This window comes from Streptomyces cyaneus (genome assembly GCF_004028635.1).
Lineage (GTDB): Bacteria > Actinomycetota > Actinomycetes > Streptomycetales > Streptomycetaceae > Streptomyces > Streptomyces cyaneus.
On record NZ_ML138678.1, the window covers coordinates 407252 to 427017 of the forward strand.

The 19766-nt window shown below is 71.3% G+C and carries 20 protein-coding genes; 11 read left to right on the top strand and 9 right to left on the bottom strand.

Features of this window, described 5'->3' with window-relative positions; all coding sequences use genetic code 11:
* Nucleotides 1-48: 48 nt before the first annotated feature.
* From EHO50_RS01860 to EHO50_RS01875, 4 genes are all read left to right on the top strand, one after another.
* Entirely contained in the window at nucleotides 49-945 is an 897-nt protein-coding gene (locus EHO50_RS01860; protein WP_128428017.1) for a DMT family transporter, read from the top strand.
* A gap of 216 nt (nucleotides 946-1161) precedes the next feature.
* Nucleotides 1162-1689 (top strand): NUDIX hydrolase, encoded by a 528-nt coding sequence (locus EHO50_RS01865; RefSeq protein WP_128428018.1) that lies wholly within the window; start codon nucleotides 1162-1164, stop codon nucleotides 1687-1689.
* Nucleotides 1690-1782: 93 nt separating this feature from the next.
* Complete coding sequence (locus EHO50_RS01870) at nucleotides 1783-2175, top strand: YidH family protein (protein WP_128428019.1); 393 nt, start codon at nucleotides 1783-1785, stop codon at nucleotides 2173-2175.
* The gene (locus tag EHO50_RS01875; RefSeq protein ID WP_128428020.1) at nucleotides 2172-2501 is read left to right on the top strand and encodes a DUF202 domain-containing protein; all 330 of its coding nucleotides are present in this window, start codon (nucleotides 2172-2174) and stop codon (nucleotides 2499-2501) included. Before EHO50_RS01870 ends, EHO50_RS01875 begins: the two co-directional genes overlap by 4 nt.
* A 70-nt stretch (nucleotides 2502-2571) precedes the next feature.
* On the opposite strand, the gene EHO50_RS01880 is transcribed toward EHO50_RS01875, so the two are convergent.
* On the bottom strand, nucleotides 2572-3549 hold the full coding sequence (locus EHO50_RS01880) for an NADP-dependent oxidoreductase (protein WP_128428021.1): 978 nt from the start codon (nucleotides 3547-3549) through the stop codon (nucleotides 2572-2574).
* A gap of 113 nt (nucleotides 3550-3662) precedes the next feature.
* On the opposite strand from EHO50_RS01880, the gene EHO50_RS01885 reads away from it, so the two are divergent.
* The 3 genes from EHO50_RS01885 (at nucleotide 3663) to EHO50_RS01895 (ending at nucleotide 6381) form a co-directional block, all read left to right on the top strand.
* A complete protein-coding gene (locus tag EHO50_RS01885; RefSeq protein ID WP_128428022.1) occupies nucleotides 3663-3959 on the top strand; it encodes a hypothetical protein in 297 nt (98 codons plus the stop codon).
* 167 nt (nucleotides 3960-4126) lie between these two features.
* Nucleotides 4127-5161 carry a phosphotransferase family protein gene (locus EHO50_RS01890; protein WP_128428023.1) on the top strand — a complete coding sequence of 345 codons (1035 nt, stop codon included), beginning with the start codon at nucleotides 4127-4129 and terminating at the stop codon, nucleotides 5159-5161.
* Between the two features lie 5 nt (nucleotides 5162-5166).
* On the top strand, nucleotides 5167-6381 hold the full coding sequence (locus EHO50_RS01895) for an acyl-CoA dehydrogenase (RefSeq protein WP_128428024.1): 1215 nt from the start codon (nucleotides 5167-5169) through the stop codon (nucleotides 6379-6381).
* Nucleotides 6382-6643: 262 nt separating this feature from the next.
* Here the strand turns inward: EHO50_RS01895 and EHO50_RS01905 are convergent, their stop codons facing one another.
* Both EHO50_RS01905 and EHO50_RS01910 read right to left on the bottom strand, forming a co-directional pair.
* Nucleotides 6644-7831, bottom strand: coding sequence for a serine hydrolase domain-containing protein (locus EHO50_RS01905; RefSeq protein ID WP_128428025.1), 1188 nt, complete (start codon nucleotides 7829-7831; stop codon nucleotides 6644-6646).
* Nucleotides 7771-9084, bottom strand: coding sequence for a multidrug effflux MFS transporter (locus EHO50_RS01910; RefSeq protein ID WP_128428026.1), 1314 nt, complete (start codon nucleotides 9082-9084; stop codon nucleotides 7771-7773). Before EHO50_RS01910 ends, EHO50_RS01905 begins: the two co-directional genes overlap by 61 nt.
* Before the next feature lie 88 nt (nucleotides 9085-9172).
* Here EHO50_RS01910 and EHO50_RS01915 point away from each other — a divergent pair, with 88 nt between their 5' ends.
* Nucleotides 9173-10207: a Gfo/Idh/MocA family protein gene (locus EHO50_RS01915; protein ID WP_128428027.1), complete on the top strand. Its 1035-nt coding sequence runs from the start codon at nucleotides 9173-9175 to the stop codon at nucleotides 10205-10207.
* On the opposite strand, the gene EHO50_RS01920 is transcribed toward EHO50_RS01915, so the two are convergent.
* Nucleotides 10194-11834, bottom strand: a complete 1641-nt coding sequence (locus EHO50_RS01920; RefSeq protein WP_128428028.1) for an alkaline phosphatase D family protein — start codon at nucleotides 11832-11834, stop codon at nucleotides 10194-10196. The two genes, EHO50_RS01915 and EHO50_RS01920, sit on opposite strands and share 14 nt — an antisense overlap.
* Nucleotides 11835-11968: 134 nt before the next feature.
* On the opposite strand from EHO50_RS01920, the gene EHO50_RS01925 reads away from it, so the two are divergent.
* Nucleotides 11969-12745, top strand: a complete 777-nt coding sequence (locus EHO50_RS01925) for an SDR family oxidoreductase (RefSeq protein ID WP_128428029.1) — start codon at nucleotides 11969-11971, stop codon at nucleotides 12743-12745.
* A gap of 269 nt (nucleotides 12746-13014) precedes the next feature.
* Here EHO50_RS01925 and EHO50_RS01930 read toward each other — a convergent pair whose 3' ends face one another.
* Both EHO50_RS01930 and EHO50_RS01935 read right to left on the bottom strand, forming a co-directional pair.
* Complete coding sequence (locus tag EHO50_RS01930; protein WP_128428030.1) at nucleotides 13015-14001, bottom strand: aldo/keto reductase; 987 nt, start codon at nucleotides 13999-14001, stop codon at nucleotides 13015-13017.
* A gap of 78 nt (nucleotides 14002-14079) precedes the next feature.
* Nucleotides 14080-14406: a nuclear transport factor 2 family protein gene (locus EHO50_RS01935; protein ID WP_128428031.1), complete on the bottom strand. Its 327-nt coding sequence runs from the start codon at nucleotides 14404-14406 to the stop codon at nucleotides 14080-14082.
* A gap of 256 nt (nucleotides 14407-14662) precedes the next feature.
* Between EHO50_RS01935 and EHO50_RS01940 the strand changes: the two genes are divergently transcribed.
* Nucleotides 14663-15235 carry a DoxX family membrane protein gene (locus tag EHO50_RS01940; protein WP_128428032.1) on the top strand — a complete coding sequence of 191 codons (573 nt, stop codon included), beginning with the start codon at nucleotides 14663-14665 and terminating at the stop codon, nucleotides 15233-15235.
* Nucleotides 15236-15238: 3 nt separating this feature from the next.
* Here EHO50_RS01940 and EHO50_RS01945 read toward each other — a convergent pair whose 3' ends face one another.
* Nucleotides 15239-15787: a YciI family protein gene (locus EHO50_RS01945; protein WP_128428033.1), complete on the bottom strand. Its 549-nt coding sequence runs from the start codon at nucleotides 15785-15787 to the stop codon at nucleotides 15239-15241.
* 80 nt (nucleotides 15788-15867) lie between these two features.
* On the opposite strand from EHO50_RS01945, the gene EHO50_RS01950 reads away from it, so the two are divergent.
* Nucleotides 15868-16218 (top strand): MazG-like family protein, encoded by a 351-nt coding sequence (locus tag EHO50_RS01950; protein WP_128428034.1) that lies wholly within the window; start codon nucleotides 15868-15870, stop codon nucleotides 16216-16218.
* Here EHO50_RS01950 and EHO50_RS01955 read toward each other — a convergent pair.
* Together EHO50_RS01955 and EHO50_RS01960 are read right to left on the bottom strand one after the other, a co-directional pair.
* On the bottom strand, nucleotides 16166-17872 hold the full coding sequence (locus tag EHO50_RS01955) for an SMP-30/gluconolactonase/LRE family protein (protein ID WP_128428035.1): 1707 nt from the start codon (nucleotides 17870-17872) through the stop codon (nucleotides 16166-16168). The genes EHO50_RS01950 and EHO50_RS01955 overlap by 53 nt on opposite strands.
* An 8-nt stretch (nucleotides 17873-17880) precedes the next feature.
* Entirely contained in the window at nucleotides 17881-19704 is a 1824-nt protein-coding gene (locus EHO50_RS01960; RefSeq protein WP_128428036.1) for a flavin-containing monooxygenase, read from the bottom strand.
* Nucleotides 19705-19766 lie beyond the last annotated feature (62 nt).

The following is a 19766-nucleotide window of genomic DNA, read 5'->3' on the forward strand; positions in this document are numbered from 1 at the left end:
TCGGCCCTTACGCATCCCGTCCGCCCGGCAGGATTCGAGGTACGCAGCGTGTCGCTTCAAATTCTGATACTCGCCGTGAGCGCTGCTTGCTGTCTTGGCTTCGGCTTCGTACTGCAGCAGAACGCGGCCCAGAAGGCGCCACTGAGCGACTTCCTTTCCCCCCGGATCCTGCTCGATCTGATGAAGGTGCCGCGCTGGCTGGGCGGTATCGGGCTCATGGTGGTCGGCATGGCGCTGGGCGCGATGGCACTGGGCCAGGGCGAGATCTCCCTGGTGGAGCCCCTGCTGGCGACGAACCTGCTGTTCGCGCTCATGCTCTCCCGCCGTCAGACCAAGCAGCCACTGGGCCGCCAGGGCTGGACGGGCCTCGGCCTGCTCGCGGGTGGAGTGACCGCGTTCATCGTCGCCGGACAGCCACACGGCGGAACGGCGCCCAGCAACCCGCTCCGGCACTGGCTGATCATCGGCGTCATGGTCGGGCTGGCCCTGCTGCTCACGACGTACGCCAAGCGCTCGCGACTCAGCTCCGGTCCGGCACTGCTGGCGACGGCCGCCGGCCTGCTGTACGGCGTGCAGGACGCGCTGACGCGGGTGACCGGCCAGCGTTTCGCCGAGGGCGGCATGGCGGAGGTGCTGACCGGCTGGCAGCCGTACGCCGTGGTGGCGCTCGGCCTCACCGGGCTGATCCTGGTCCAGAGCGCGTTCGAGACGGCGTCCCTGCGCATGTCCCTGCCCGCCCTGACCGCCGCCCAGCCCCTGGCCGGCATCGCCTGCGGCGTCGGCTTCCTCGGCGACCGTCTCCGCACGGACGCGGGGGCACTGGCGTGGGAGGCGGCCGGACTCGCGGGCATCGTGGTGGGCATCATCCTCCTCGGCATGCACCCGGCGATGCCGTGCGGGACGAAGCAGCCGGAACGGACGCCGGCGCTGCAGACGGCGGGGTGACGGGGCGCCGGCGCGCGGCGCTGCGGCGCGGGCTGCGGGCTGCGGGCTGCGGGCTCGGGACGTGGGTCCATACGGGCTGATGCGGCGGGCAGGTTGCGCACATCAGGGCTGGTCAGGGCGATTGCGGGCGGTTGCCCGTCAGCGCAGGTGGGGGCAGGGTCAGCCCGGCCCCTCCTTGGACGCCCCCCTTCGGATGAGCCCTGCTTGGATGGGCCCATGAGTGCTGCTGACGAGATTCTCGACATCGTCGACGAACACGACCAGGTCATCGGACAGTCCCCACGCGGCGAGGCCTACGCCAAGGGGCTGCGCCATCGCTCCGTCTTCATCGAAGCCCGGGACGCCCAGGGCCGCCTCTTCGTGCACCGCCGTACGCCCACCAAGTTGGTGTTCCCCTCGCGGTACGACATGTTCGTCGGCGGGGTGGTCGGCGCCGGTGAGTCCTACGACGTTGCCGCCCTGCGCGAGGCCGAGGAGGAACTCGGCGTGAGCGGCCTTCCCCGACCGGCGTTCCTGTTCAAGTTCCTGTACGACGACGGCGCCGGGCAGACCTGGTGGTCGGCGGTGTACGAGGTGCGCTGCGAGCTGCCCGTGAGCCCACAGGTGGAGGAGGTCGCCTGGCACGACTTCCTGCCCGAGGCCGAGGTGGAGCGACGGCTGACGGAGTGGGCGTGGGTGCCGGACGGGCTGGCGGCCTACGAGCGGCTCAAGGCCTACCGAGCGAGCGGCGGAGCGACCGGCTGATCGACGGCCGGAGCGATCTGCAGATCCAGCCCCGAACCGTAGCGGGCGGCACTGACAACGCCCGCCGGCAGCCGCCCGGATAGGGTCGTGCATGTGATCGAGTTTGTACGAAACGCCCGGCTGTGGTTCGCGCCGCAGCAGATCCGGCGGGAGGGCGGCACCCCCGACTACCGGTTCTCGCTGGCGAACGAGCGCACCTTCCTGGCCTGGCTGCGTACCGCGCTCGCGCTCATCGGCGGCGGCTTCGCGGTGGACCAGTTCCTGCCGGACCTGCGCTGGGGCTGGCGCGTCGGGCTGGCGCTCGCACTGCTCGCGGCCGGCGTGCTGTGCTCGTTGCGCGCGGTCAACCACTGGGTGCGCTGCGAACGGGCGATGCGCCGGGGCGAGGACCTGCCGGTGTCGCGGTTCCCGGCGGTGCTGAGCATCGTGGTCGCGATCGTGGCCGTCGCGATGGTCGTCGTCGTACTCGTGGGGTGGGAAGGGTGAGCAACGGGGCGGTCGCGGAGCCGGTGCGGGATCCAGGGTTGCAGCCCGAGCGGACGCGCCTGGCGTGGCGCCGTACGACGCTGTCCGGCACCGTGGCCGCCGTACTCGCCATGAAGACCGCCCTGCACGGCCGGGTCTCGGTGGTCGGCATCGTCGTCTGCGCCCTTTGTTTCGGGCTGTGGCTGGGCTTCCTGGCCCTCGCGCACCGCCGCATCCGCGTCCTCGCCGCCTCTGCCGAACCCACGGCACTCGCCCCTCGGCATGCCACGGCGACGGTCCTGTTCACGGTGGCCCTGGCTGCGTGCGGTGCCGCCCTCGTCTTCTGAGGCGAGCTGGGGCCTTTGAGGCCGTGGGGCCTCTGGGGCTCTGGCGCTCTGGCACTCTGGCGCTACCTGATCACTCCGCCGCCTGCCACAGCCCCTCCGGCGCCACCGCCTCCTCCGTCTCCCAGTCCACCGTCACCACGATCTTGCCCCGCGTACGGCCCTCCTGGTTGAGCCGGTGGGCGTCCGCCGCCCGCTCCAGCGGGAACGTCTCCGAGACATGCACGGACACCACCCCCTCCTCCGCCAGCTCGGACAGCCGCAGCAGGTCCTCCGCGTCGGGGCGGACGAAGTAGTAGCGGCCGCCGTAGTCGAAGACGTCCGGGTCGGCGATCGACATCAGGCGGCCCTCGGGGGCCAGGAGGTTGGCCGACGCCTTCAGCGCATCGCCGCCGACCGTGTCGAAGGCCGCGTCCACGCCTTCGGGCGCCAGCCCGCGCACTCGTTCGGTCAGGCCGTCGCCGTACTCGACCGGCTCGCCACCGAGACGGCGTACGAAGTCGTGGTTGTGCCCGCTCGCCGTACCGATGACCCGGGCGCCCAGATGGCGGGCGAGCTGGACGGCGATGGAACCCACCCCACCGGCCGCGGCGTGCACGAGGACGGTCTCGCCGCGCTTGACCTGGAGCACCTTGATCAGCCCTTGATACGCCGTCAGCCCCACCAGGGGCAGGCCGGCGGCCTCCTCCCAGGTGAGGTTGCGGGGCTTGCGCGCGAGAGTGCGGAGCGGGGCCGCGACGTACTCGGCGAAGGTGCCGCGGGAGAGGAGGTCCTCGCGGACGTAGCCGATGACCTCGTCACCGACGCCGAACTCCGTGACGGACACGCCCGGTTGGACCACGACACCCGACACGTCCCATCCCGGAACCACCGGGAAGGCCGGCTCCAGCATCCGGTCCAGGTAGCCCTCGCGGCACTTCCAGTCGACCGGGTTGACCGCCGCCGCCCGCACCTTGACCAGCACCGAGTCGGGGCCGACCTTCGGGTCGCGCACCTCTCCGTATTCGAGCACCTCGGGGCCGCCGTAGCGTGTGTAGCTGATGCCCTTCATGGGTTCGACCCTCTGCGCTCACAGGACGCCACGCAAGCCCGAATGATCCGATATGCGCCGTTCGCGTGGCAGCCTGTCCGTCGTCACGACCCGCACCAGAGAAGGCGAGCACCATGACCACCCTCCATGTGGAACACCCTGCCCACACGCACACCCACGGCGCCGACTGCGGCCACACCGCGGTACCGCACGGCGACCACACCGACTATGCGCACGACGGTCACCTGCACCGCGAGCACAGCGGCCACTGGGACGAGTGCGAGTCGGACGGGCACGTCGCGCACGAGGGCCACACCCATCAGCACGGCGCCGACTGCGGGCACGAGAGCGTCCTGCACGGTGACCACGTCGACTACCTCCACGACGGCCACCGGCACGCCGCCCACGAAGGCCACTGGGACGACCACTGAACTCGGCGTACTGGCCGAGAAGACACCACAGACGGCTCCCCGGCGCACCGCGCGGGGAGCTGTCGGCCTATCGTGGCTCCGATCACGTTCAGCTCCCCCACTGGACTACATACCGACTGGTCGGCATCATGAGTCAGGTCCCGTTCATCTGCCTGTAGGAGCTACGTATGAGCCCCGACCATCCGCCCGGTCTCGATCTCGACCGGCTGCGCGGCCTGCTCGAGCGCGAGCACCCCGGTCTGGCGCAGGGTCCGCTGACCGGCCGGCTGATCGAGGGCGGACGGTCGAACCTCACCTACGCGGTCTCCGACGGAACCTCCAAGTGGGTCCTACGACGTCCCCCGCTCGGCCATGTCCTCGCCACCGCGCACGACATGAAGCGCGAGCACCGTGTCATCAGCGCGCTGCATCCGACGAACGTCCCGGTGCCGCGGCCGGTGGTGCTGTGCGAGGACGAGGAGGTGCTCGGGGCGCCGTTCTACGTCATGGAGTTCGTCGAGGGCACCCCGTACCGCACCGCCGACCAGCTGGCGCCGCTCGGCCCGGAGCGCACCCGGGGCGCGGTGCTGGCCCTGGTGGACACGCTCGTGGAGCTGCACGCGGTGGATCCGGCGGAGGTGGGGCTCGCGGACTTCGGTCGCCCCGAGGGTTTCCTGGACCGGCAACTGCGCCGCTGGGGCAAGCAGTTGGACGCCTCCCGCAACCGCGACCTGGCCGGCATCGACGAGCTGCACGCGACTCTCGGACGGCAGCTGCCCGCCTCCCCCGCCCCGGCCGTCGTCCACGGCGACTACCGGCTCGACAACGTGCTCATCGGTGAGGACGACCGGATCAAGGCGATCCTCGACTGGGAGATGTCCACGCTCGGCGATCCGCTGACCGACCTGGGCCTGCTGGTGATGTACAGCATGCCGCTGGGCATGGCGAACTCCCCGGTCTCCACGACCGCCGAGGCCCCCGGGCATCCCGCGCCCGGCGAGCTGATCGAGCGGTACGCGGCGCGCTCGGGGCGCGATGTCTCCGCGGTCTCCTGGTACACGGCGTTCGCCTGGTTCAAGCTCGCCGTGATCCTGGAGGGCATCCACTACCGCTACACCCTGGGCCAGACGGTCGGCCGCGGCTTCGACCGCATCGGCGACCTGGTCCCCGTGTTCATCGAGCACGGTCTGACCACTCTTCAAGAAGGCATCCAGGAAGGCTGACGCACATGGACTTCGCGTTCGACGCACGCACCGAGGAGCTGCGTGGCAAGCTGCTGGCCTTCATGGACGAGTACGTCTATCCGGCCGAGGCCGTGGCGGAGGAGCAGCGCGCCCAGCTGGCCTCGCCGTGGGACACCCCGGCCGTGGTCGAGGAGCTCAAGGCCGAGGCGCGCAGGCAGGGCCTGTGGAACCTCTTCCTCCCCGACGCCGAGTACGGCGCCGGGCTGACCAACCTCCAGTACGCCCCGCTCGCCGAGATCACCGGCCGCTCCCCGCAGCTCGCGCCCACCGCGCTGAACTGCGCGGCGCCGGACACCGGCAACATGGAGGTGCTCAGCCAGTTCGGGGACGAGCAGCAGAAGAAGCAGTGGCTGGAGCCACTCCTTGCCGGTGAGATCCGCTCGGCGTTCGCGATGACCGAGCCGGAGGTGGCCTCCTCGGACGCCACCAACATCACCACGTACATCGAGCGGGACGGCGACGAGTACGTCATCACCGGCCGCAAGTGGTACATCTCCGGGGCGATGAACCCGGACTGCAAGATCTTCATCGTGATGGGCAAGACGGACCCGGACGGCGACGACATCCGCCGCCAGCAGTCCATGGTCCTCGTCCCCCGCGACACCCCGGGCGTCACCATCAAGCGCGCGATGCAGGTCTTCGGCTACGGGGACCACTACCACGGCGGTCACGCCGAGGTGATCTTCGACCACGCGCGTGTGCCGGTGTCCAACCTGATCGGCGAGGAGGGCGGCGGTTTCGCCATCGCCCAGGCGCGGCTCGGTCCGGGCCGTATCCACCACTGCATGCGGCTGATCGGCATGGCGGAGCGGGCGATCGAGCTGATGTGCCGCAGGGCCGTGTCCCGTACGGCCTTCGGCAAGGCGCTGGCCCAGCAGGGCGTGGTGCACAACTGGATCGCCGACGCGCGCGTGACGGTCGAGCAGCTGCGGCTGCTGGTGCTGAAGACGGCCTGGCTGATGGACACCGTCGGCAACCGGGGCGCCCACACGGAGATCCAGTCCATCAAGATCGCCACCCCGCGTGCGGTCGTCGACATCATCGACCGGGCGATCCAGCTGCACGGCGCGGGCGGCGTCAGCCAGGACTTCCCGCTGGCCGAGCTGTACGCCGGCGCGCGGACGCTGATGATCGCCGACGGTCCGGACGAGGTGCACCAGCGGTCGTTGGCGCGGCGGGAGTTGAAGAAGTACGTGTGACTCCGCGGGGCGGCGAGGGGGTTTTCGCCCCCGCCGCCCCTACCCGTCCCGTCCTTGAAGGGGCTCCGCCCCTTCGACCCCGCCAGGGGGCTCTGCCCCCTGGACCCCCGCTCCTCAAACGCCGGAGGGGCTGAGTTTTTTCAGCCCGTCCGGCGTTTGAGGACGAGGCCCCTTCAGGGCCGAAGCGGGGGTCTGGGGGCGGCAGCCCCCAGGGACGGGAAGGGTAGGGGCGGCGGGGGCGAAAAAACCCTCTGCGGTGCTGTTACAGCTCGCGTACCGCGCGGGCCACCCTCGTCGCCGCTCTCGCCCTCGGTCCGCTGTCCGGCGTCCGTCTTCGTGGATGCACCGTATTCGCCAGCAGCACAAGAAACGTGTCCGTCGCCGGATCCAGCACCAGCGACGTCCCCGTGAACCCGGTGTGCCCGGCCGCCCCCCGCCCGGCCAGCTCCCCCATGAACCACGGCTGGTCGACCGCGAAGCCCAGCCCCGGTGGGGTCAGGAGCAGCTCCACGAAGTCCGGGCCGAGGAAGCGGGCGGGGCCGTAGGCACCACCGGAGAGCAGGGCGCGGCAGAAGACCGCGAGGTCGCGCCCCGTGGAGAACAGGCCCGCGTGGCCAGCGACACCCCCGAGCGCCCACGCGTTCTCGTCGTGGACGGCCCCCCGCAGCATCCCCCGGTCCGCCTTGCCCCACGGCCGCCGCTGGTCCTCGGTCGCCGCCGCCCCGGGGCACGGGCCGAAGTGGGTCGCCGTCATGCCGAGGGGACGGGTGATGCCGTCGTGGATCAGGACGTCGAGGGTGCGGCTGGTGATGCGTTCCAGCACATGCTGCAGCAGCAACAGGTTCAGGTCGGAGTAGCAGTATGTGCCGGGGACCCCTACGGGGACTTCCGCCCTCAGCTTCTCCAGGCGCTCGGCGTCATCGGCGCAGTCGTACAGCGGGAGTTCGGGGCGCAGCCCCGAGGTGTGGGTGAGCAGTTGACGCACCGTGACGTCGTGCCGGGCGGCCCCGCGGAAGTCCGGCAGATACGCCCCGACCCGCGCGTCGATGCCGAGCGTGCCGCGCTCGATCTGCTGCACCGCGGCGACCGCGGTGAAAAGCTTGGTGAGGGAGGCCAGGTCGAAGGGGGTGTCCGTGGTCATCGGGACCTGCGCCTCGGGCGGCAGTTCCACCCCGGCGTCCTTCTCCTCGTCGTAGGAGGCGTACCGCACCGCCCAGCCCGCCGCCTCCTCGACGGCGAGGTACGGCCCCCGCCCGACGACCAGCACGGTCCCGGCTGCCCAGGGGCGCGGGCCGGTGGTGAGGTCGCGGACCTCGTGGACGAGGTGACGGATCTCCTCGGGGTCGAGTCCGGCCCTTTCCGGCGTGTCCCCGCGCAGTCTCGGCGCGCTCAGTTCTCTGCTCCCTCCGCGACCGCACGTCCATCCGCACGTCCGTTCCAAGGACGGCACATTCCCATGAAGCAGGCCAGCGCCACCAGTGCTGCGGCCAGTTGGACGACGGCCATCGGGACGGCGGTGTCCTCCCCCGCGATGCCCACGAGGGGCGAGGCGACGGCGCCGATGAGGAAGGAGGACGTGCCGAGGAGCGCGGAGGCGGACCCGGCGGCGTTCTTGGTGCGCAGGAGGGCGAGGGCCTGGGTGTTGGGGAGGGTGACGCCCATCGCCGACATCAGCACGAAGAGTGCGGCGGCCACGGGGGTCAGTCCGACCTCGCCGAAGGCGCCGAGCGACATCAGCAGCAGCGCGGTCGCCGCCAGGATGACGATCGCCAGGCCCACGCCCAGCACCCGGTCCAGGCTGACCCGCCCGACCAGCACCTTGCCGTTGATCTGGCCGACGACCACAAGGCCGACCGAGTTCAGCCCGAACAGCAGGCTGAAGGTCTGCGGCGAGGCCCCGTAGATCTCCTGGATCACGAACGGCGACGCCGATATGTACGCGAACAGCGCCGCGAAGGCGAACCCGCCGGCCAGCGTGTACCCGGCGAACGCGCGATCGGCGAGCAGACCGCGCATGGCACGCAGGGCCTCGCCGACCCCGCCACTGTGCCGGTCCTCGGACGGCAGGGTCTCGGGGAGCTTGCGCCAGACGACGCCGGCGAGCAGCACCCCGACCGCCGTGAGCACGACGAACACGCCCCGCCAGTCCGTCACCCGCAGGATCTGGCCGCCGATGAGCGGCGCCACGATCGGGGCGACGCCCGAGATCAGCATGAGGGTGGAGAAGAAGCGGGCCATCTCCACGCCGTCGTAGAGGTCGCGTACGACCGCCCGCGCGATCACTATCGCCGCCGCGCCCGCAAGACCCTGCGCCAGCCGGAAGGCGACCAGGAACTCGACGGTGGGCGCGAGCGCGCAGAGCGCGGTGGCGACGACGTACACGGCGAGGCCCGCCAGCAGCGGGCGTCTGCGGCCCCATCGGTCGCTCATCGGGCCCACCACCAGCTGCCCGAGCGCCATGCCGGCCAGGCATGCGGTGAGCGTGAGCTGCACGGTCGCGGCCGGCGCGTGCAGGGAGCGGGTGACCTCCGGGAGCGCGGGGAGGTACATGTCCATCGCCAGCGGGGGCGTGGCGGTGAGGCCGCCGAGGACGAGGGTGACGAGGAGACCGGTGCGGCGGAGGGAGCGGCCGGGCGGTTGCGTGGTGGTCGTCGGTACGGCTGTCCGCGACACGTCCTGTGTCGGCCCTCCACGGTCGGCCATGCGCCCCTCCCTCTCCGAGTGATCCGCCCTCTATGCTCTCAGCTCGTACAGAGTGCCGAGGGTCGCATGAGCGAGGGGTGGGGCCGCGATGGCGGAGCAGAGCGTGCGGTGGGGGATCCTGGCGACCGGCGGGATCGCGGCCGCGTTCACGGCTGATCTGGTGGATCTGCCCGAGGCCGAGGTGGTGGCTGTGGCCTCGCGGTCCCAGGACTCCGCGGACGCGTTCGCCGAGCGCTTCGGGATACCTCGGGCGTACGGCGACTGGAACGCGTTCGCCGACGACGGCGACATCGATGTCGTGTACGTCGCCACCCCGCACTCGGCACACCGCGCGGCCGCCGGGCTCTGTCTGGAGGCCGGGCACAACGTGCTGTGCGAGAAGGCGTTCACACTGAACGCGCGGCAGGCCGGGGAACTGGTCGCGCTGGCGAAGGCGCGCGGCAGCTTCCTGATGGAAGCGATGTGGATGTACTGCAACCCGCTGATCCGGCGGCTCAAAGCGCTGGTGGACGACGGCGCGATCGGCGAAGTGCGCCATGTCCAGGCCGACTTCGGGCTGGCCGGTCCCTTCCCGCCCGCGCACCGGCTGCGCGACCCGGCGCAGGGCGGCGGCGCGCTGCTGGACCTCGGCGTCTACCCGGTCTCCTTCGCCCAGCTGCTGCTCGGGGAGCCGTCGGACGTCGCGGCGCGCGCGACACTGTCCGCGGAGGGCGTCGACCTGCAGACGGGCGCCCTGCTCTCCTGGGACAACGGCGCCCTCGCCTCCCTGCACTGCTCCATCGTCGGCGGCACGGCGACCGCGGCGTCGGTCACCGGCTCACAGGGCCGTATCGACGTGCCGTACGGCTTCTTCTTCCCGGACCGCTTCGTCCTGCACCGCGACGGCCGTGACCCCGAAGAGTTCACGGCCGACCCGGCGGACGGGCCGCGCAACAGCCTGCGGCACGAGGCGGCCGAGGTGATGCGGGCCCTGCGCGCCGGCGAGACCGAGTCGCCGCTGGTCCCGCTCGACGGCACGCTCGCCGTGATGCGGACGCTCGACGCCGTCCGGGACCGCATCGGCGTCCGCTACCCGGGCGAGGCCCCTGAAGAGGACCGAGCGCCCGCACTCACGCCTGCGTGAGCCCCGGCTCCCCCACCTCCGTGACGAACGACGCGGCCGTCGTGACCGGCGCCCCGGGCGTGGTCACGTACGGCACCGTCTTGAAGTCGGCCCGCGCCCGCTGCTCCCCCAGCGCGACGGTCACATAGCCGCGCCGTCCGTTGTAGAACTTCATGTGCGGGTTGGCCTTCATGTACGTGTCCCAGTTGGCGGGCTTGTCGATGCCGTCCCGGCCGCTGGCGACCGACGTGGCCACGATCTCCGTGCCGAGCGTGGCGGAGTCGGGGTCGTCGAAGTCGTCCTTGATGTCGAAGCCGTAGCCGACGTGGACGTCACCGGTGAGCACCATCAGGTTCTCGATGCCGGCGGACTTGGCCCCGTCCAGCACGCGGCGGCGGGAGGCGCGGTAGCCGTCCCAGGCGTCCATCGACACCCGTGACGGAGTGGTGAGGTCGAACTTTCGCTGGGAGAAGGTGACCTGCTGCGGCACGACGTTCCACAGCGCCGTCGACGAGCGCCACCCGTCCAGCAGCCACCGCTCCTGCGTCGCACCGGTCATCGTGCGCGCCGGGTCGTCGACCTCCGGGCCGGGGATCTGGGAGCCGTCGCCGTACGCCTGGTTGGTGCGGTACTGCCGGGTGTCCAGCACGTCGAACTGCGCGAGCCGACCCCAGTGCAGGCGCCGGTAGAGCTGCATGTCGGGGCCCGTGGGCTGCTGCGGGCTGCGCAGGGGCTGGTTCTCCCAGTAGGCGCGGTAGGCGGCGGCCCGGCGCAGCAGGAACTCCTCCGGCGGGACGCTGTTCTCTGGGGTGTCGCCGGCGTAGTTGTTCTCGGTCTCGTGGTCGTCCCAGGTGACGACGAAGGGGTGCGCGGCGTGCGCGGCCCTGAGGTCGGGGTCGGACTTGAAGAGGGCGTAGCGCAGGCGGTAGTCCTCCAGGGTCACCGTCTCGCGGTTGAAGAGCGCGGGGAGCGTGCGGTCGGTGTAGTTGCGGTAGCCGCCGACGGAGTTGACCGGGTACTCGTACAGGTAGTCGCCGAGGTGGAAGACGACGTCCACGTCGTCCTGCGCGACATGGCGGTACGGCGTGAAATAGCCGTCGGCGTACGCCTGGCAGGAGACGGCGGCGAGGGTCAGCGAGCTCGCCTGGGCGGTGGCGAGGGGGGCCGTGCGGGTGCGGCCGGTCTCGCTGATCCAGGTGCCGGTGCGGAAGCGGTAGTAGTACACGCGGTCCGCGTCGAGCCGGCTGACCTGGACGTGCACCGTGTGGTGGAACTCGGGGTGTGCGGTGGCGGTGCCGCGTCTGACGATCCGGCTGAACCGCTCGTCGTGCGCCAGCTCCCAGTGCACGGTGACCCGTTCGGCGGGCAGTCCGCCGTCGGGCTGGTACGGGGCGGGGGCCAGGCGGGTCCACAGCAGGACGGAGCCGGGCCGCGGGTCGCCGGAGGCGACGCCGAGGGTGAAGGGGTCGTCGTCGATCCGGCGTACGTCGAGCTCGGCGGCGCTCGCCGCGCCCGCGACCGGCAGGTTCACTGCGAAGGCGAGCGCGGCGGCCGCGCCGGTGACGGTCAGGAAGCTGCGGCGGCCGATGTGGCGAGCGGCGGCGCGCAGTTCGGGGGCGTGCTGGGGCGCGTGTCTGGTGATGGTCATCCGGTCCTCCCCTGCCTGATGGATGCATGAGGCATTGGAGTGGCCGGGGACGACACTCGCTTGGCGCGTACACAACACCCGGATGGCGGATGAATGAGTTCCGGATGGCGGACCCTGACGTACCCTGCGACCCCATGAACGACAGGCAAACGGAGACGAGGACGGACGCGAGGATCGCCATGGTGACCGGCGCGGGCTCCGGCATCGGCCGCGCGGTCGCGGTGGAACTGCTGCGCGCGGGCTGGTCGGTGGCGCTCGCGGGGCGGCGCGTCGAGACGCTGGAGGAGACGGCGGGGCTGGTGCCCGGCGGCGCCGCTCTCGCCGTACGGACGGACGTGTCACGGCAGGAGGACGTGGCCGCGCTGTTCGCCGCCACCGTGGAGCGGTTCGGGCGGGTGGACCTGCTGTTCAACAACGCGGGGACGTTCGGGCCGGGCGGGGTGCCGGTGGAGGAGCTGTCGTACGACGCCTGGCGGCACGTGGTGGACACCAACCTCAACGGGGCGTTCCTGTGCGCGCAGGCGGCGTACCGGCAGATGAAGGAGCAGGACCCGCAGGGCGGCCGGATCATCAACAACGGATCCATCTCGGCACACACGCCCCGCCCGCACTCCGTCGCCTACACGGCCACCAAGCACGCGCTGACCGGCCTGACCAAGTCGCTGTCGCTGGACGGGCGGCCCTACGGCATCGCCGTCGGCCAGATCGACATCGGCAACGCCGCGACCGACATGACCGCGCGCATGCAGACGGGCGCCCTGCAGGCCGACGGCTCGGTGGTGCCCGAGCCCGTGATGGACGTCGCCGACGTGGCACGGACCGTGCGGCACATGGCGGAGCTGCCACTGGAGGCGAACGTGCAGTTCGCGACGGTGCTGGCGACGGCGATGCCGTACGTGGGGCGCGGCTGAAGGTCCCCCGACCCCCTCGCCGCCTCCACAAGCTGCACAAACGGAATATGAAATTCCGACACATCGGGGCCGGTCGGCGGCATATGCTCAACTCGTTCTACATCAGAGCTTCACATATGGAACACAGAGCTTCCGCAGACCACTCCGAGGGGGGAGGCGGCAGCCGTTCCACGATCACCGGGTGGGGGTGGACCTCGCGTGGGACCGCGAGGTGCGCACCGGTGCGTGGAACGGCTGCCGCACAATTCCGGTCCCTGCAGCGGTGGCGCTCAGCGCCCGAGGATCCGGTCGACCTCGGCGACCTGCTCCGCACTGAGCGGCCCCTTCGCCAGCGCGCCCGCGTTCTGCTCGGCCTGGGCGACGGAACGGAAGCCCGGGATCGGCACGGCGTGCGGGCTGCGGGCCCACAGCCAGGCGAGGGCGCCCTGGCCGAGGGTGCGGCCGTCGCTGGTGAGGATGTCCTTCAGCGCGTCGACTCGGGCGACCCATTCCGGGTCGGCGCCGGACCCGTCCTCGAAGCCCTGCAGCCACTGCGGCGGCCGGCTGCGGATGTCCCCGGCCTCCAGGGCCTGCCCGGTCCTGCGCTTGCCGGTCAGCAGGCCCATCGCCAGCGGGCTGCGGTTGATGGCGGCCAGCTCCAGCTCCGCGCACAGCGCGAACATCTCGGGCGCGTCCTGGAGCACGTTGGCCATGTGCTGGACGGCCGCACAGTGCTCCCCTTGCGCAAAGACGGCGGCGCGGGCCGGGTCGTCGGTGCTCCAGGCGTAGGCGCGGATGAGCCCCTCGCGCACGAACTCCTCGCAGGCGTCACGGAGTTCGGCGGCGCGCTCCGGGTCGGCGTCGGAGAGGTGCAGCTGGTAGAGGTCGATGTGGTCGGTGTCCAGGCGCTTCAGCGAGGCGGTCAGCGCGCGGCGGGCGTACTGCACGCTGTCGTCGGCGCCGGTGAGGGTGCGGGTCTCCTCGTCGAAGACGTTGCCCCACTTGGTGGCGACGACGACATCGGCGCGGCGCTTGCCGAGGGCGCGGCCGAGGACGCGTTCGCTGTGGCCGGCACCGTAGGTGTCCGCGGTGTCGAAGAAGGTGACGCCCAGGTCGAGGGCGCGCCGGATCGCCCGTATCGACTCCTCGTCGTCGACCTTGCCCCAGCCGAGGGGCTGCCCGTCGACGGACTCCCACTCACCGCCGATGGCCCAGCATCCGAAGCCGAGAGCGCTTACCCCGATGCCGGTACGTCCCAAAGTCCGCTTGGTCTCCATGACGCAGGACGTTAGGAGCTGGAGTGCACACGAAGGCAAGCCCCGAGGGGTTTTCCCGCGGTCGGCGGTGCCGTGGGGCTATGCCTGCCCGGTCTCGAAACGGGAGATCCTGCCGTCGTCCTCGACCTCGAAGTGCCACCGGGTGCGCATCTCGCCCCAGGTGTCGTTGCGGTAGTGGGTGATGAGGTCGCGGCCGTGGTTGGACTCGTTGTCGACCTCCATGTGGCCGTTGGAGGAGAAGATCTCCCGGTCGATCCAGTCGGCGAGGTCGCGGTCGGTGCCGTCGTCCGCCATGGTCGCGCCGGGCGCGAGGATGTTCAGGAAGCCCTCGCGGTCGTGGGCGTTGACGGCGGTGACGAAGGCGCGGACTGCGGGGTCGCTGAGTTTGGACGTCTGAATCGTCATACCGGTCAGCCTCACATCGGCCCCGCCGACCCGCCACCCGAACGGCCGCGCGGGCAGGCCGACCGGGTGTCGTCGGTGCGACGGTGGATACGCGGGAGGGGGGGAGGGACTCCAAGGGTCCCCTTCCCGCTGTCTGTTCCTGCGGTCTGTTCCTGCTGTGTGTTCCTGCTGTCTGTTCCTGCGGTCTGTTCCTGCTGTGTGTCCCTGCTGTCTGTTCCTCTCTGTCTGTTCCTCTCTGTCTGTTCCGGGAGTCACTGTGAGTGCTTACGACCGACGTGATCTGGGCCTGCTGCTGCTCCGGCTGGGGGCCGGCGGAGTGCTGGCCGCGCACGGTACGCAGAAGCTGTTCGGCTGGTTCGGCGGGCACGGCATCGAGGGGACCGGCCAGTTCATGGAGTCGGTCGGCTACAAGCCGGGCAAGGCGAGCGCGACGGCGGCGGGCCTCGCGGAGACCGGCGGCGGCACGCTGCTGGCGCTGGGGCTCGCGACGCCCGGGGCGGGTGCGGCGGCGGCCGGTGCGATGGCGGGGGCGTCCGCGGTGCACGCCCCGAACGGCTTCTTCAACCAGGAGGGCGGCTACGAGTACGCGGCCACCCTCGCCCTGGCCGCGACCGGCCTCGCGATCGCGGGCCCCGGCCGGCTCTCCCTCGACCACGCGCTCGGCCATGTCCTCGACCGCGGCTGGATGGTTCCTACGGCACTGGCGGCGACGGCCGCGGTGACGGCGCTGGTGGTGGGGGTGCGCAACAAGAGGCTGGACAGGGCGGAGAAGGAGGAGGGGGCGGGGGCGGGACTCTTCGACGAACAGGAGGCGCTGTTCGGGGAGTAGGGTTCACCGCCGCCCGCCGAACTCCCAGTCATGGACCTCGATGTCGGCATACCGGTCCGGGGTCAGCACGGCGCGTGCCGTGTCCGGGTCCGGGGCTCGGAGCAGCACGGCCGTACCCAGCCAGGCGGCGCCGTCGTCGGACAGCAGGGGGCCGTACGCGATCAGTTCGTCCCGCTCGGTGGGCACGGCGAGGTCGGCGGGCTCTCCCGCGCCGAGGCCGAGCACCAGGTACCGGTTGCCGCCGGTCCGGCCACCGGGGAAGTCCCACATGGTGCGCCCCAGCAGATTGCGCCACCGGCGCAGCAGCACGTCCCGGTACACGCCCGCCTGGTAGTTGGGCTCGTCGAAGGCGAACGCGCGGGCGGCGGCGGGATCGGGCAGGTCGACGATGTGCACACTGCCGGTGGGCGTCTCACCGTCGTCGGCGAAGGTGGGGCCGCGGGCGATCAGCTCCTTCGTGTACCGGTCCATGTAGGACCAGTGCTCTTCCAGCAGTTCCTCGCGCGAGGTGACCGAGCCGGGCCGATCGCGGTGGTAGCAGAAGTACTCCATGCCACCAGAGCCTCCCCGACGTACGGCGGCATCTCAACGGACTTTCCCGGCCCCGGGTGGCCCTGTGCCAAGCTGCCCGCATGACTGATCAGGCCGCCCCTTCCGGCACCTCCGCCGACCTGTGGGCATCCATCGACGACCTGTGGACCTGGCTCGACACCAACCAGCCGGTCGACGGCAAGGACGGCATGCTGCTGCGCATGCTGAAGCTGTCGGAGGAGGTCGGCGAGGTCGCCGAGGCGGTGATCGGGGCGACCGGTCAGAACCCGCGCAAGGGTGTCACCCACAGCTGGGAGGACGTGCAGGGCGAGTTGTGCGACGTGGTGATCACCGCACTCGTCGCCCTGCGCACACTGACCCCCGACACCCGTGAGGTCTTCACCCGGCATCTGGCCCGGGTGAGGGAGCGCTCGCTGGGTCCGGCGTCCTGACCGGCTCCAGCCTCAGCACGGTCCCCTCCCCGTTCGCCGACAGCAGCAGCGAGCCGTCCGGTCCGGCCGCCAGGCCCGCGAACCGGCGGGCCATGCCCGGCATCCCGTTCGCGAAGAGGGCGGGCTCCGTACGCGGTACGACCCCCGGTGGCGGCCCGACCGGCAGGTCCTCGGCGTCGGTGCGGCTCTCGCCCGTCGTCAGGGACACCGCCCGCAGCCTGCGCCGCCCGGTCTCCACCGTGAACAACTCGTCGCCCAGGACCGCGAGCCCCTGCGGCGCGTAGAGCCCGTCCACCACGACCGTCGGCGGCCCGTCCGCCTCCAGCCGCAGCACCGCGCCGAGCCGCTCGTCGCTGACGTAACAGCGGCCCTCGGCGTCGAAGGCCACGTCCACGGGCCGGTCGAGGCCGTCGGCGAGCACGGTGAGGGCGTCGGCCTCGTCGACGGCCACGACCCGCCCCGCGTCCGACTCGGCGACGACGAGTGAGCCGTCCGGCGCGACCGTGATGCCGAGCGGCCGCCGCAGTCCGCCGGCCCGTTCCCGGGTGGCCCCGGACCCGGGGTCGTACGTCTGGATCTGCCCGAACTGCGAGGTGAGGTGCAGGAGTTCGCCGTCGGACACGATGCCGTGCGAGAAGTGCAGCAGGGAGTGGGTGGTGACGCCGCCCTCCGGAGAGGGTTCGGGGCGCGCGACCCGGTAGTGGTCGGCGGCGTACACCCTGCCGCCCAGGTCGATCGTCACGCCGTACGGTCCGTCGAGGCCGCGCGGGACGATCTCGCGGGTGCGTCCGTCGGGATGCATCTCGGTGACGCCGCCGCTGGAGTAGCTGGAGACGAACATGCGGTTCTCGGCGTCGAAGGCCGCGTTGTCCAGCCCGACGACGCCGCTGGTGACAAGGGTCCGCGAGCCGCTGCCGTGCAGGTCGATGCGGGTGACGATGCCCTCCGGGCCCCGGGACAGCACATGCAGCACCCCGCCCCGGTCGAACCGCACGGCGACCGGCTGATGGACATCGTCCGCGACCACCTCGGGCGCGCCCCCGTCCGGCGGGATCCGCCAGACCTGGCCGGTGAGCATGGGGTTCTCGCCGCTCATCATGTGCGGGTAGTACAGGTAGCCGTCCGGGCCGCGCTGCATCGCGTTGCCGAGGGCGAGCCCCTCGGCGAGGACCACGGGGTCACGCCCGTCCCGGTCGTCGGGGAAGAGCTCCATCAGACGGCCGTCGGGCTTCATCTCGTTCACGAACAGCCGGTCGCCGATGCAGGTGATGCCGTTGGGGTTGTCCACGTCGCCCGAGACCAGCGTGTACTTCCCCTGCGGGCTGCGCCGCCACACCCGCCCCGGCACCAGGTCGGCGATGTACATCGAGCCGTCGGCCCCGAAGGCGAGGTCGTCCGGCGACTGCACGGGGCTGTCCATCGGTACGACCACCTCGACGTCCCCGGTGGCCGGGTCGACGGCGCTGATCTGCCCGGCGAGGAACTGGGCGACGTACAGCCGCCCGTCGGGCCCGAACGCGACGCCGTTGGAACCCCACAGCCGGCTAGGCGGGTTGAGCCGCTCGATGGTCCAACGTGCGCTGGCGGCATTCCGCCTGCCGGTCACGTCGTACCTGCTCGGTTCGCTCGGTTCGCTCGGTTCGCTCGGTTTCATCGCGGCGCTCACCCCTCGTTCTCCACCAGCACCTCACGCATGCCGCCTTCGGACCGCCAGCGCCGCAGCAGCTCGTGGAAGGCGACCGGCCCGTCGCCGTACGACTCGCTGCGCTCCCTCGGGCTGCCCTCGTTGTTGTAGTAGCCGGGGGTGCACTCGGCCTGGAACTTGTAGAGGTCGGCCGCCTTCTGGCGGATCGTCGCCACCCAGGCGTCCTGCGCCTCGGCGGTCGGCTCGACGTACCGCGCCTGCCGCTTGCGGGCCTGCGCGACGACCTCGGCGACATGCGAGGCCTGTTCGTCGAGGATGTGGACGAAGTTGACGGAGGCGGCGTTCTGCATCGAGCCGAGCAGGAAGAGGTTGGGGAAGCCGCGGGTGGTGAAGCCGTGCAGGGTCTTGAGGCCCTTGGTCATCCAGGTCTCCAGCAGGCCGACGCCGCCCCGCCCGTACACCGGGAGCTTCCCGGACAGCACGCCCGACCTGCCGACGTCGAACCCGGTCGCGAAGATGATGCAGTCGACCTCGTACTCCACGCCGCCCACCACGACGGCCTTCTCGGTGATCCGCTCGACGCCGTGGGTGTCGGCGGTGTCGACGAGGGTGACGTTGGACCGGTTGAAGGTCTGCAGGTAGGTGTCGCTGAACGTGGGCCGCTTGCACATGTAGCGGTACCAGGGCTTGAGCTTCTCGGCGGTCGCCGGGTCCTCGACGATCGTCTCGACTCGGGAGCGCAGCTCGTTCATCTTCTGGAAGTCGGCGATCTCGTAGGCGAGTTCGCGCTCCTCGGCCGGAACGTCCGCGTAGGAGTTGGTCGGGATGAGCTTCTCCTGGAGTCGGGCGCTGGACGTCCAGGCGTCGTTCACCAGGTCCTCGTCCTGCCGGACGCCGGTGACGACCTTGAGGAAGTTCTCCATGCGGAGCCGCTGCCACCCGGGCTTCAGCGATTTCGCCCACTCCGGGTCGGTGGGCCGGTTGCCGCGTACGTCGACGGAGGACGGGGTGCGCTGGAAGACGTACACCTGCGCCGCGTCGGCCCCGAGGTGCGGCACGACCTGGATGGCGGTGGCGCCGGTGCCGATGAGGGCGACGCGCTTGTCGGCGAGTCCGGTCAGGCCGCCGCTCGCGTCACCGCCGGTGTAGGCGTAGTCCCAGCGGCTGGTGTGGAAGGTGTGCCCGCGAAAGGTCTCGATGCCGGGGATGCCGGGGAGTTTGGCCTGGCTGAGGGTGCCGCTGGAGACGACGACGTACCGTGCCCGCATCTCGTCGCCGCGATCGGTGCGGACGATCCACTCCGACTGCTCCTCGTCCCAGCGCAGTTCGGTTACCCGGGTCTGGAAGCAGGCGTGGTCGTAGAGGCCGAAGTGCCGGGCGATGGCCTGGGCGTGCTGCCGGATCTCCTCGCCCGGCGCGTACTTCCACCGCGGGACGTAGCCGAGCTCTTCGAGCAGCGGCAGATAGATGTACGACTCGATGTCGCAGTGGATGCCCGGGTACCGGTTCCAGTACCAGGTGCCGCCGAAGTCCCCGCCCTGCTCGATGACCCGGATCTCCTCAACACCCGCCTGCCGCAGCCGCGCCCCGGCGAGCAGCCCGCCGAAGCCACCGCCGACGACCACGGCCTCGACCCGGTCGTGCAACGGCTCCCGCGTGAACTCCGCTTCGGCGTACGGGTCCTGGTCGTCCACGCCGGACTCGCCGGTGAGATGCCGGTACTGAGCGCTGCCGTCGGGGCGGATCCGGCGCTCGCGCTCGGCGCGGTACTTGGCGCGCAGGGCTTCGGGGTCGAAGTCCAGGTCCTTCACGCCGTTGGTCAGGTCCTGCGGCTCGGGCATGGAAGCGCTCTCCTCGGTCGTGGGGGGCGGCCGCGGAGGGCCGGGACAGGGGAAGTCGAGGG

Bases quoted from the DNA above. Each gene is read 5' to 3' on its own strand.
- EHO50_RS01915 (WP_128428027.1), top strand. From the start codon at position 9,173: ATGGCGGAGCAGAGCGTGCGGTGGGGGATCCTGGCGACCGGCGGGATC.
- EHO50_RS01895 (WP_128428024.1), top strand. From the start codon at position 5,167: ATGGACTTCGCGTTCGACGCACGCACCGAGGAGCTGCGTGGCAAGCTG.
- EHO50_RS01955 (WP_128428035.1), bottom strand. From the start codon at position 17,872: ATGAAACCGAGCGAACCGAGCGAACCGAGCGAACCGAGCAGGTACGAC.
- EHO50_RS01890 (WP_128428023.1), top strand. From the start codon at position 4,127: ATGAGCCCCGACCATCCGCCCGGTCTCGATCTCGACCGGCTGCGCGGC.
- EHO50_RS01950 (WP_128428034.1), top strand. From the start codon at position 15,868: ATGACTGATCAGGCCGCCCCTTCCGGCACCTCCGCCGACCTGTGGGCA.
- EHO50_RS01885 (WP_128428022.1), top strand. From the start codon at position 3,663: ATGACCACCCTCCATGTGGAACACCCTGCCCACACGCACACCCACGGC.
- EHO50_RS01930 (WP_128428030.1), bottom strand. From the start codon at position 14,001: ATGGAGACCAAGCGGACTTTGGGACGTACCGGCATCGGGGTAAGCGCT.
- EHO50_RS01925 (WP_128428029.1), top strand. From the start codon at position 11,969: ATGAACGACAGGCAAACGGAGACGAGGACGGACGCGAGGATCGCCATG.
- EHO50_RS01880 (WP_128428021.1), bottom strand. From the start codon at position 3,549: ATGAAGGGCATCAGCTACACACGCTACGGCGGCCCCGAGGTGCTCGAA.
- EHO50_RS01910 (WP_128428026.1), bottom strand. From the start codon at position 9,084: ATGGCCGACCGTGGAGGGCCGACACAGGACGTGTCGCGGACAGCCGTA.
- EHO50_RS01945 (WP_128428033.1), bottom strand. From the start codon at position 15,787: ATGGAGTACTTCTGCTACCACCGCGATCGGCCCGGCTCGGTCACCTCG.
- EHO50_RS01935 (WP_128428031.1), bottom strand. From the start codon at position 14,406: ATGACGATTCAGACGTCCAAACTCAGCGACCCCGCAGTCCGCGCCTTC.
- EHO50_RS01960 (WP_128428036.1), bottom strand. From the start codon at position 19,704: ATGCCCGAGCCGCAGGACCTGACCAACGGCGTGAAGGACCTGGACTTC.
- EHO50_RS01865 (WP_128428018.1), top strand. From the start codon at position 1,162: ATGAGTGCTGCTGACGAGATTCTCGACATCGTCGACGAACACGACCAG.
- EHO50_RS01920 (WP_128428028.1), bottom strand. From the start codon at position 11,834: ATGACCATCACCAGACACGCGCCCCAGCACGCCCCCGAACTGCGCGCC.